The organism is Roseateles sp. AC306 (assembly GCF_979253795.1).
In genome coordinates, this window is record NZ_CEEDEB010000019.1 from 18018 (window position 1) to 30561 (window position 12544).

Sequence of the window (12544 nt, forward strand, 5' to 3'; positions counted from 1 at the left end):
AGTCTTTGGGAGACACGCGATGAACAAGCGCCTTCACGCCAGCCGGCGATTCGCCATCAACCCGCTGGCACTCGAGATCTCGCGGCTCTTCCAATCGATCGGCGCGCGCGCTGTCATGTCTGCGGCACTTTTGGCGCCGGCTACAGCGCTGGCCGGCCCGCAAGGCGGCAATGTGTCGGCCGGGCAGGCGAACATCCAGCAAAGCGGCCAGAAGACCACCATCACACAGAGTTCTCAGCGCGCGGTGATCGACTGGCGCTCGTTCAACGTGGGCGCCACCGAGTCCGTCAACTTCCTGCAGCCCAATGCCAGTTCGGCCACGCTCAACCGCGTGCTGGGGAGCAACCCATCGGCCATCTTCGGGCGCATCACGGCAAATGGGCAGGTGTACCTGCTCAACGCAAACGGCATCCTGTTTGGCCGCACGGCCCAGGTTGACGTGGGTGGGTTGGTGGCTTCCACGGCCAACATCACGAACGCCAACTTCATGGCAGGGCGCCTGGAGTTCAACGAACCTGGCAAGACGGGTGCGAAGGTCGAGAACCAGGGCACGATCACGATTGCAGACGGTGGCTTGGCGGCGCTGGTGGGCCGCCAGGTGGCCAACAGCGGGGTCATCAATGCGCGGCTGGGCAAGGTGGCCTTGGCCGCGGGCGATGCATTTGTGCTCGACCTCTACGGTGACCAACTGGTGAATCTGGTGGTTGATCCCGCGGCCATGCATGCCGTGACCGACGCCAGCGGGTTGGCCCTGGCCGCACGCGTGGACCACAGCGGCCAGATCACGGCCGACGGGGGACGTGTGCAACTCACCGCCGCCACCGTTAAGCAACTGGTGGACAACATCATCAACATCAGCGGCGTCATCCGGGCCACGTCATACGACACCGCAGCACCCGGGCTGATATCGCTGCGCGGGGACGTGAGCACGCAACTCGCGCTCAGCGGCACATTGGATGCCTCGGGAGTCCGCGGCGGGCGGGTCGAGGTAACAGCGCGCGACCTCGTGTTGACTGATGCCGCGAGGATCAACGCCAGCGGAGCCCTGGGTGGCGGAAAAGTCAACGTCGGCGGGGGCTGGCAGGGCCAAGGCCCGTTAATGCAGGCTCGGGACGTTAGCGTCGCACGTGGCGCGGTGATTGATGTTAGCGCGGAGCAATCGGGTGACGGCGGCACAGTGGTTCTATGGTCGAATCAGCGGACCACGCTGGATGGCGCAATACGTGCGCGGGGCGCCGCATTGGGGCGGGGCGGCCAGGTCGAGGTTTCCAGCCACGGGCAGATCGGTCTCACCGGCGACGTGGATGCATCCGGCCCCGGCGGTCTGCTGCTGCTGGACCCAACCAATGTGGTCATCGGCAGCACCGGCGGCGGCCTGGCTTCGTCATCGGGCACGGGCGATGTGTCGGTCAGCGTGGATGCGGTGCGCCGTTCGCTCGTCGCAGGCACCAGCGTGCAGATCGTGGCCAGCAATGACATCCGTGTCGATGCCGCGGTCGACGGCCGTTCAGCCAGCGGTGGGGTGGCGGGTGGCGGCCTCACGCTGGACGCCGGGGGCGACCTTACGCTCAACGCCAACGTCATACTCAATGACGCGGCGCTGACCCTCAATGCCGGCGGTACGCTGACGCAGTCGGCTGGCACCACGCTGTCGGGTGGACGTGGCGCCTTGGATCTGCGCGGTGCAGCTGGCTTGCAACTGCAGCAACTGGTGTCCGACGGTGCCACAGTCACGCTGCGATCGACCAATGGCGCCGTCTCGGTGGCCGCACCCATCGTGGGCCAGGGGTCGATGGGGCGCACTGGCGCGCTGACCGTGAACGCACAGTCGGTGGACCTAGCCGGCGGCCGTGTGGCTTCTGCCGCTCTCACCGCCAATGGCGCGGGTGGCCTACGCGTGGTTGCGGCGCTGGATGCCACGGCAGCCGCCGACCTGCGCAGCGCCGGGGCAGTGAGTCTGGCGGGGGTTAATGCCGCCACGCTGGACGTCACCGGCCTGGCAGGCGCCGGCAGCCGCGCGGGCGCGGTAACGCTGACTGGCGTGGCCGCGAGTACTGGCAACCTGAACATCGCCTCTTCGCAAGGCGTTGATCTGGCCGCGGGTGCGGGCCTGGCTGCCGGACAGGCGCTCAGCATCAACGCACAGGGGCGCGTCAGCACGGCTGCCGCCCAGGGCACGGCAGCAGCTTCCACGCTGGTGGCCGGAGGTGCCATGACGGTCAACGGTTCAGACTTAGACCTGCGTGGCGACCTGAAAGCTGGCGCCGCCAGCAGCATCACCGGCAGCGCTGCCGTGACGCTGGGTGGCCGTCTGGTGGTGGAAGGCGCGGGCGGCCTGGAGGTGCGTGGTGCCAGGATCACCCAGACTGGCAGCCAGACCGTGTCCGCCGGCAACGGCGCGCTGACCATGACGGCGGCAGCCGGCAACCTGTCCCTGCAACGCTTGGCGGCCTCCGGAGCGGTCACCTTGCGTGCCGACGCTGGCGACCTCTCCGTGGCCGAGGCCATCGTCGGGCCCGCGCCGGCCAGCGACCCGACCCGCCAGGTCGATGCGGCCTCGCTCGAAGCCCAGGGCCGCAACGTCTCCCTCAACGGCGGCCGTTTTACGGCTGGTGTGCGCGTGGCGTCCACGGCGGGAACGACGAGCGTGGTGGGTGCACTGGAGGCGGGAGGCGCCGTTGAAGTGGCGTCCACGGCTGCCGTCACCCTGGGTGACGTAGGCGCGTCCAGTCTGAGTCTGACCGACAGCTGGGGTGGCAGTGGCGCCGCAGGTGCCGGCGTCACCTTGGCCGGCAAGGTGACCACCACTGGGGCCGTTACGCTGCGTGCCAACGGGCTGCTCGACGCTGCCACGGGCTCCAAGGTGAGCGCCGGCGGCATCATCGTTTTCCAGGCCGGCGCGATCAGCCTGGGCGCGGCCGCAGACCCGGCCAACCCTGACGACAGCGGCTTGCGCACTACGGGCACCGGGACGATTGAGCTGCGTGCCGCTGGCCTGTCGGGGCGTACCAGCAGCATCGACCTGCAGAGCGGCGTGCGCACGGCAGGGGGCGGCCTGACGATCACCGCGGAAAGCGGCAACGTACGCGCGTCCACGTTGAACGGCTTCGGCAGCGGCACCACGGGCCGGGCTGCGGTCACGGCCACGCTGGGCACAGTCGAGCTCGGACGCGCGTATGGCGGTGACCTGAGCCTGACCACTTCGGCCGCCGGCAGCGGCATCGCGCTCACCGGCGAAGCCGTGCTCACGGGCCGCGCCGATGTCAGCAGCGCTGGTGCTTTCACCATGGGCTCGTCCGCTCGCCCGCTGGTGTCCGCCGCGGGTGGAATCGACATCGCAGCCCGCGGCGCATTGGGTGCGGCCGAACTCGTGTCCGCGGGTGCTGTGTCGCTTCGCAGCGATGGCGACGTGACCGTGTCAGCGCCCATCCTGGGCCCGGGCGCAAACGGCCGCGCTGGGGCGCTCACCATCACCGGTGCCGGTGTGTCGATGCAAGGTGGCCGTGTGGCTTCGGCCACTTTGACCAGCACTTCCACTAGCGGCCTTTTGCGCCAGACCGGCGTGCTGGACGCGCAGGGCGTTGTCACGGCGTCGGCCGCTGGAACGGCGGAACTGGAATCCATTTCCGCCACCAGCATCCAGCTGGGCGGCACCCAGGGCAGTGATGGGCGCCGTGCCGGCAGCGTGTCCGTGGCTGGCACGCTGAGCAGCCTGAATGCCGACGTGCAGGCCTACGCGGTGCGCGACATCACGCTGGCGTCCACGGCCCAGATCGGCTCGGCCGCCGGACTGGTTCTGGACGCGGGTGGTGCGATAGGCAGCGCGGCGGGATCGCGCCTAGTGTCGGCCGGGCCGGCCACGCTCACGGCGGGTAGCATGACGCTGGCGGGTGCACTGCAGGCTGGTGGCGCCACGGCCACCCGCCTGACCGCCACCGGCACTGTCACCGTCGGTGACAGTGCCGGCTCCGCCGCGCTGGTCAAGGCGGCCGGCACGGGTGCGTTGGAGATCAGCGCTGCCGGGCTTGACGAACGGGCGGGTGCGACCATGGAAAGTGGCGCAGGCGGCACGTCCATTCAGCTCACTGGCAGCACCAGCCAGTTGCTGGCCTCCACCCTCTCCAGCACGGGCGCGGTGTCGTTGTCGGCAGACACGGTGCGCGTATCCCAGGCCATCGTGGGCCCCGGCTCGGCCAGCGCCAGTGTGGCCAGCCTTACCGTGACGGCCGGTGACGGTGGCGCGCAGCTGCAAGGGGGTGCCCGTGTGACGGGCGCGGTGGACGTGGACGCGCGCAGCGCCATCGACGTGGCGGCCGGCCTGGTGGCGGGCGGTGCAGCCGTGTTCACCAGCCGCAGCGACGTGAGCCTGGGTCCGGTGCAAGCGGCATCACTGCGCGTGGCCGATGTGCGGGGCGGCACCGGCCGCGCGGGCGGCCAGCTACGGCTCAATGGCGACGTGGCCTCGGGCGGCATCACCACGCTGGGTGCCACGGGTGCCTTCAGCACCGCAGACAACGTGCAAGTGGATTCGGCCGGTGCCCTGTCAGTCACGGCGGCGACGGTCTACGTGGCGCCAGGCACCGGCAGTGGCGTGGTTGCCGAGTCGGCCGGGCTGCGGGTGCGCGGCCCGTCCACACCCATGACGCTGCAGGCCGACGGCAGCAACCCCAGCGGCCGCGCCGCGCTGCAGGCCGACGGCTCCTTGCGCACCGAAGGCGGTGACCTGTCCGTGCGCAGCAGCGGTAGCGGCGCGAGCGTCCGCTTGGCCAGCCTACAGACCGTGGCACCGGGCACCTACGCCACCAACGGCCTGACGACATTGCAGTCCGACAGCGGCAACATCATGTTGGCGGTGCCGCTAGGCGGTGCGAGCACAGGCTATGACCGCTATGCCGAAGGCTACCAGTTCGATAACCGGCCCACGATGGGCGCGATGGCCATCAGCGCACTGCAGGGCTCAGTGGAACTCAATGGGCTGAATCTGGACGGCAACGCCGACGGCGCCAGCGGCGGCGCCGGGCTGGCGGTGCAAGCCGGTCAGCGGCTGATCTCCAACGATGCCATTGGGGTCAACAAGGGTGGCGTGAGCCTGGTGCAAGCCACGCCCACGGGCGCGCAAGCGAATGCCACCGACGGCATCTTTCTTGGGCACAACGTGTATTCCAGGGGTCTAGACTTGGTGAGCGGGCCTTCGCGTTCACGGCGCGGCTACAACGTGACGGTGCAGGGGGAGTGGCTGGTGCTGTTTGACAACACCACCGAGTACGCGGACGTGCAGAACGTCAATACCTACGTCACCCCAGGGAACACGCCACCAAATGACGAGTATGCCCACGTCAGCGCCCGGCGCGTGGCCAAGGTCATCGTGGGCAACAACCCGGCCAACTACAGCGACCAGACCGACGTGCTGGTGCCTTTGAGCGCTGGCACGCCGGTGCCGGTGGTCACGGTTGCTGGCAAGCTGTCGGGCCTGCGGGTGGCGGCGCTCAGCGACACTTCGCCGGACCGCGTGGGCGCGTTGCATCTCACTGACAGCCTGTCAGTGGTGACCGGCATCGGCGCTTTCCCGGGGCTCTACCAGATCGCCGACAGGCTCTATGAGGTGGGCAGCGTCTCAGTGGACCCCAACAACGCTTCTGCCCGCCGCGCCGCAGGCGGCGGCCTGCTCCTGAAGGTGCTGACTTTCAATGGGTTGGGCGACCAGTCAACACCCATACCGGCTGACGACCGAAGCACACCGATCGACTCCGAGTCCACCGGCCTCTACGCCCCGATGGGCACGCTGGCCAACGTGGTGTCCGTCAACCTGCTGACCCCGTTCGGTTATCCCTATTCGACTCAAGGCATCCTGATCAACGGTGACGTCGACGACAACAGCGGCACGCAGATCAAGCCGCCCACGTCCACCCAGTCCGGTGCCACGGGCTGGGCGTTCATAGGCGGCGCGGTGGCCACCGTCAGCACAACAGGCAGCGCCATGGGCACCCGGTTGGTGTTCGGGCCCACCACTTGGTATTTCGACACGGGGTCCACCTACATTTCCAGCCTGACAGCCCTGGGCACCAACACCTCGCTGCCCATCAGCGTGGACGTGAACCTGCGCTACCAAGGCTCCAACGGCTCGTCAAACGTGAACTCCAGCGGCACGCAGGGCATGAACAACTCGGGCACCGGATTCTCCGCGGTGGGTGGCTTCGGCAGCGTGGTGACCGGCAACGGCACTACGGTCGGGTCGGTATCCACCTCCGCGCCCCCGGCAGCGTCCAACGGCAGCGCCGCGGGCAGCGGTGGCGCTGCGGGGTCCTACACTGGCTTTACGGTGGACAACACCGTCGTGGTGGTGCCCAACACGCCCACGGACCCGGCGCGCGCCAACCAGGGCACGGTGGGCAGCCTGCCCCCGCCCTTGTCGGCGCCCCCACCCGAGCCGGCACCCGGTACCGGCGGCGACACACTACGGCGCGTTGACTTGGACACGTCGGCACAGTTGCTGGGCGCCACGCCGGCGGCGCAGGCTGATATGGGGCGCGGCGGCGCCCGTGAAGGCGCGTCGCAGGGGGTGTTCAGCCGCCGCTACCTGCTGGGTAGGTCCAGCGACCCCAAGGTCTGCGCACCGGCGGACCTGCAACCGGTAGGCGAGGCAGAGAAGATCTGCAAGCCGGCCCCTTGAGCATGCGGCGGCTGCGCACCTGGGCAGCGGCGCTGGTCGTCGGGCTGGTCGCTGCAGGCGCTGTGCAAGCGCAGAGCAGCCAGCCGCGCCCGCGTGTGAGCGGGGACATGCACGGCGGGGCTGTGTACCAGATGCGCGCCACACCAGACGGGCGACTGCTGGTGAGTATCGGCGCCGACAAGACCCTGCGGATCTGGCGCATGGCCGACTTGGCACCGCTGCGGACCGTGGACCTGCCGGGCGAAGTGGGCAACGAGGGCCAGCCTCGCGGCCTCGCCGTTGCGCCGGACGGGCGCACCGCTTATGTCGCTGGCTGGACCGGTCTGTCCTGGACTGCTGGGCTCGCCCAGGTCTATGCTGTCGACCTCGAATCGGGCCGCCTGCGTGTGGTGAGCCGAGGCCACCCTGGTGCGGTACTGTCGCTGGCCCTCTCTGCAGACGGGCAGCGCCTAGCTATCGGCCTGGAGAGTGAACTGCGCGTGGTAGGCGTAGACGACGGCAAGCTGCTGTTCCGCGACGCAGAGTACGACGGCCATGTGGTCTTCGCCGATTACAGCGCCGACGGCTCCCTAGCCACCACCTCGGCGGATGGTTGCCTGCGCATCTATGGCCCCGACCAGCGCATGCGATTCCGTGCCAACTACCCGCCGCGTTCGGACCCAGGACCTGTCTGTCGCGGATCGGAACTGGGTGGTGTGCGCTTTTCCCCGGATGGGCGCCGCCTCGCCTTCGGGGTCATCGACCGACCCGAGGCGGTGCTGATAGATGTGGCCACGCTGCAGGCTCTGCGAGTGTTGCGCAATGGCGACCCGCAGCAACTCGGCTTGTGCTGCATCTCTTGGTCCAAAAGCGGCGACACACTGACCGTCTATGGCGAACATGCTCTGACCCGGCGCACACCGCTGTACCGCGTGGATTTGGCTGGCATGGGCAACATGCGGCGCTGGGACATCGGCCTGCACAGCTACACCAACAGCTTGGGTCTTCCCGACGAGGGGTTGGTGGTGGCAACGGACTCGCCACTGCTGCTTCGCATCGACGCCGCGGGGCGCGAACGTGCCCGTGTCGATCCCTCGGTGGGTGACTTCCGCAACATTGGCACCGCGCTACGCCTAAGTCCAGATGCACGGAAGGTGGAGTGGCTGCTGCGCCCAGGTGGGGCAATGGCAAGCTTTTCACTGGATGCACCGCCGCACGAAGCGGCCCGGTTGGCTGTGGTCGGTGACCCGCCTCTGCTCAGTCCCGGGCGCGAGGGATCCGTGCAGGTGGTGGGCGAGCTAGGCCGCTTCAGCTACCGGACGCCTCTGCGCATCGGCACCGTCCTGGCGCCCTTGGAAGCCTCAGAATCAACCTATTCCTGGGCAGCCCACGAACCGACAGGGCGCGTGGCACTCGGGACCGGCTGGGCTGTGCGATTGGCCACCGCTGCTGGGCAGGCCCTTTGGAGCACGCCTGTACCCGCCCCGGCCTACGGCATCCATTTGAGTGAAGATGGTCGATGGGTGGTGGCGGCGCTGGGCGACGGCACCCTGCGCTGGTTCAGTGCCCGTGATGGCCGAGAGAAGCTTGTGTTGTTCATGCATCCGCTCAATGGTGAGTGGGTGGCATGGCGCGCCGACGGTTACTACATGTCCTCGCCTCGGGGTGACGAGCACTTTGGATGGGTCGTCAACCGCGGCCCCGACCGCGAGCCCGATTTTCTTAAAGCCGTGCAATTCGAGCGCACGCTGTACCGGCCCGATCTGGTGCGAGCGGCCCTTTTTGAAGGCGCGGCGTCGAAAGGTCCGATACAGACGATTGCGGACGTGCTGAAGGATCTGGCGGTGCCCAGAGTCAGGATCGAGTCGATCGAACCTGTGCGTAAGTCTGGTCGTCAGCGCGTGACCTTCTCGGTCGAGTCCACCGGACGGCCGCTACAGGAGCTTGGAATCTACGTGGATGGCCTCCCGGTCTTGCGCACCGACGAGCGGGGCATCTCCTCAGCGGAAAGGACACGGCTGGTTCGGTCGGTACTTGTTGCCGTCGGCGCCGAAAGCAAAGTGCGTGTGGAGGCCGAATCGGAGTTCGCAATTGGCATTGCTGAGACCTATCCTGCCCAGGACTTGGCGCTTGCGCGGCCCACCGCAGGCAAGCTATGGGTCGTATCCGCCGGCGTTCAGCAGTTCGACAACATGCCTGCCGCCCTGCTAGCTCCTCTTCCCTTCGCCACCAACGACGCACGAGACTTGGCAGCGGCCTTGACTGGCCAAAGCAAGGGCCCGGGGCAGGCCTATGCCGACGTGCAATCGGTGGTGCTGACTGAAACATCGCTCGATGGCAAGCCTACCAAGACCAACTTGATACGCGGGCTAAAGGTGCTGGAGCAGGCATCACCGGACGACACCATCGTCGTATTCATGTCATCGCATGGGATCACTGACGCCGCTGAGTACTACCTTGTGGCCAAGGACAGCAAGCTCGAAGACGTGAACAAGGTCTTGCGTGCACAGAAGGCTGGCACTCGGCTCTCGGAGGGAGATGCAAGCTCATTGCTCAGCGGCACAGAGCTTTCCCAATTGCTACGGCGGTTGCCTGGGCGCCGAATCCTGATGCTCGATACCTGTCACTCGGGCTCAGCGGGGGGCGCCGCAAACCCATACGCGCTGTTCAAGCGCAGTGCGTCTGCACAAGTCGCGCTGCTGTCTGCCGCCAAGGGCGATGAGTTGTCCTGGCAATCGCCCGTCGACTTGGACCACAGCCTGTTCACAATGGAGATGATCAAGGCCTTGCGTTCAACACCCGAAAACAAGGGACGCGGTCCCGTAACGCTACGCGCGGCTTTTGATGCCGCGGTGCCCAGCGTTCAAGCACTGCTGCCGCGGCTGCGAACGATGGCTCGAGATCCGACGCTACAGCAGACACCGGTTTTGTCGGCGTTGCCAGTTCTTGAGTCAACGGTGATTGCGATTCACTAGCCGGTGCGGCGCGTGTCTCGGAAATGGCCAAGCATCGATCGCAAGAGAGTGTTTTCATGTGCATGGGCGACCAAGATGTTCTCCGTATACTGGTTTGAAGATGAAATTGGGAGGTAAGCCGGTGGGCCACTTGCGGGGTGTCTATTGGGGGCAGGGAACGTTCGTGACGCCCCAGCACCTGCAAGCGGTCGACCGGTCCCGTCTCGAGGGACAACAGTTCCTATGGGAGACCTCCAATCCTCATGGCTGGGGGATTAGGAGTTTGGTTCTCAGCGAATCGGGCCTTGCGCGAGGCCAAGTGGAGGTTCTGCGCTGTGAAGCGCTTGCGCGAGACGGCACGCTGTTGGTTGGTGGGGCTGAGCGTCCTGAGGGCAATGCGCGCTTTATCGTGCGTTCGATGGCCGACGCAACCGTCAGTGGCGCAGATCGTGTCTCCCTCTACTTTGCAATTCCTCATGCTACTGACCTGCCCAAGGACCCCGGCGCCGAGCCGTTGGCGTTTTCCGGTTCTGGTGCGCTTCCACCCCGCTTTTGGTTGAACCGCGAGGAACTCGCCGATCTGTATGACTCGCAGATGCCCCGTTCGGACGTTGTCGGTGTGCAGGTGGTGGTGTCGATCATTGCGGATTGCGATGCGGCGTTCGCCGTCGTCAAGCAGGGAGCGGAACTCATCAAGTTTTGCGAGCTGACCTGTCCAAGGCCAAGGGTCTTTGCGCCGGTCAGGGACTACCTGCCGCCGGCTTTGTGCCTGGGCGCCGCCAGTGCGTTGGTTGAGTTGGTAGCGCGTGTGCACGATCACCTGCACAGCAAGGTCGGGCAACTCGCGGGCGCGCGCAAACAGGTCCAGCCGGCGGGCGGAGCGGTGACTGCGGCCGACGTGGCCCGCATAACTCTGTTGCAGACGCTGGGGCGATCGCTGCCTTGGTTTGAGCATGCGCTTCACCACCGCAATGCGCATCCAGAGGCGCTTTACCTGAAGCTGCGTGAACTGGTGGCAGACCTCGCCGCGCTTTCCGAGGGGTTCGATGCCACCGGCGACGACGAAGGGGGCTGCCGACCATTCCCTGCCTTCGATCAGGACGATCTGCGAGGTTGCCTGCGGCCGCTCGTGGATGTTGTGGACCGCGCCCTGGAACGTTTGGCCGCAGGACCCGTGGCCGGATACCGGTTCACCCACGATGGCGCGCACTTCGTCACGCAGGTGCCCGCCGACGTGCTTGCCGCCCCTGGAACGCGCTACTTTCTTCTGGTGTCTGGGCCCTTTGCGCGCCAGGAACTGCTGGACAAGCTGCAGAGTTTGGGAAAGATCGGAGCCAAGGACATCATGAAGGCGCTTGCAGCCTCCAAGACGCCTGGCTTGGCGCTCAGAACGCCGGCTGAGTTTCCGCAAGAGCTGCCGAGGGCGTCTGCAACGCTGAATGTCTTCGAGGTGGTCGCCGAGGGGCCGGTCTGGGCCAAGGTTGTGCAGACTCGCATCCTCGCCGTCGACACGCCGCTGGGATCGACCGCTGTGTCGCTGACCTTGTACCCGGTGACTGGCGGCCGGCCATGAGCCAAGTGGTCAGCTCGGGCGACGCACGCTTGATCGAGCTGCTCGATCCGGCCATTCTGGTGGGGGTGGGTCTCCTGCGCCTGCCTGAGGAGGAGCAGGCCGCTTGCGACATCGACGAACTTGCCCACCAGTTTGAGGAACGGCTCGGGCAGTGCCGCAAGGCAGCTGTGGCGGCGGGCAAGCCGACCGCCGAGGTGGAACTTGCTGTTTTCGGCGTGGTCTGCTGGTTCGACGAGGTTGCCTCGAAGTCGGGCTCGCCCAAACATGCATCGCAGTCGCTGCAGGCCAAGCTGTTCGGCACGGCCAATGGAGGCGAAGAATTCTTCTCGAGGCTAGCGTCGACTGAACCTCAGCAAAAGGAGGTTCGAGAGGTCTTCCACACGCTGTTGGGGTTGGGCTTTGAGGGAAGGTATTTCCTTGAAAACGAAGCCGGCGGCCCGCTCTCGAAGCTCCGTGCGAAGCTGAGTCCCAGCCTGCCGGTACCCCCGTTGGACCTCGCACCGGCATTGGCCGCGCCGATCTGCAACCAACCCCTGGGCGTGCCCGACTTGCCTGGGCCACGGATTCCTGCCGAAAGCGCGGGCTCGTGGTTCAAGCCAGCGCTAGCCATAGCAATCATCGCGCCCGGGCTGATGGCGCTGTATCCGTTGCTGCGTGGCCCAGGCAAGGCCTCGGTTGATCCTGGCCCGCAAGTAGCGGAGGCCGTAGCTGCCGTGAGGTGCGCCGAACTGGAGTTCCGCGTCGGAGCCGACGCTAGCGTCGCGCTGATGGGGACCGTTTCGGCCGCTGCGGATGTAGACAGTCTGAAGTCCCGTTTATCTGCGATCCCGGGTGTTAAGCGCGTGGCTGCCGATGTGCAGCTGCGGCCGCGCCGCTACTGCGACGTCGAAGAACTCATCAGCGAGTTTTCCCGCTCCCGCACCGGCTCAGAAGATCGTCCGGCCGTGCGCTTTCTCTTGCCGGCGGGACGCACGCCGGAGCCGTTGGTCAATGGTGACCCGATGCGCTTGGAAATCGTGCAACCCGCGTTCGATGGCCATTTGCAGGTGGACTACTACTCGCTGGATGGAACGGTGACGCACCTGTACCCGGGCAAGTGGGACCCGAGGACCTACGCCGCGGTTCGCGCGGGTACGCGTGTCGACACCGGAACTGCAAAAGACTGGAGGATCCAGCCGCCCTTCGGTGAGGAGCTCGTGGTTGTCATGGCATCGTCACAGCCCCTGTTTGCTTCTCGCTTGAGCGAATCGCAGCGCGTCCCGGACTACCTGGGTCAGTTGAGGCAGGCGGTGGCGCAGCAGCCCTCTGGCGACAAGTTCTCGGCAACCCTGGTCCGCATCCGGACCCAGGACTCGCAGCAATAGGCGG

Annotated in this window: 4 protein-coding genes; all 4 read left to right on the top strand. The window is 66.7% G+C overall.

What is annotated here, in order from left to right; genetic code table 11:
- Positions 1-19: 19 nt before the first annotated feature.
- The 4 genes from AC0IZJ_RS25415 to AC0IZJ_RS25430 all read left to right on the top strand — a co-directional run bounded on the left by AC0IZJ_RS25415 (position 20) and on the right by AC0IZJ_RS25430 (position 12540).
- Entirely contained in the window at positions 20-6670 is a 6651-nt protein-coding gene (locus AC0IZJ_RS25415; protein ID WP_471854553.1) for a two-partner secretion domain-containing protein, read from the top strand.
- 2 nt (positions 6671-6672) lie between these two features.
- Positions 6673-9624 (top strand): hypothetical protein, encoded by a 2952-nt coding sequence (locus AC0IZJ_RS25420; protein ID WP_471854554.1) that lies wholly within the window; start codon positions 6673-6675, stop codon positions 9622-9624.
- A gap of 100 nt (positions 9625-9724) precedes the next feature.
- Positions 9725-11176: a type VI secretion system baseplate subunit TssK gene (tssK, locus tag AC0IZJ_RS25425; RefSeq protein WP_471854556.1), complete on the top strand. Its 1452-nt coding sequence runs from the start codon at positions 9725-9727 to the stop codon at positions 11174-11176.
- Complete coding sequence (locus AC0IZJ_RS25430; RefSeq protein ID WP_471854558.1) at positions 11173-12540, top strand: DotU family type IV/VI secretion system protein; 1368 nt, start codon at positions 11173-11175, stop codon at positions 12538-12540. The genes tssK and AC0IZJ_RS25430 overlap by 4 nt, the downstream gene beginning before the upstream one ends.
- The last annotated feature ends 4 nt before the right edge of the window (positions 12541-12544 follow it).

Coding starts and splice junctions, on each gene's coding strand:
- AC0IZJ_RS25415 (WP_471854553.1), top strand. CDS start 20: ATGAACAAGCGCCTTCACGCCAGCCGGCGATTCGCCATCAACCCGCTG.
- tssK (WP_471854556.1), top strand. CDS start 9,725: ATGAAATTGGGAGGTAAGCCGGTGGGCCACTTGCGGGGTGTCTATTGG.
- AC0IZJ_RS25430 (WP_471854558.1), top strand. CDS start 11,173: ATGAGCCAAGTGGTCAGCTCGGGCGACGCACGCTTGATCGAGCTGCTC.
- AC0IZJ_RS25420 (WP_471854554.1), top strand. CDS start 6,673: ATGCGGCGGCTGCGCACCTGGGCAGCGGCGCTGGTCGTCGGGCTGGTC.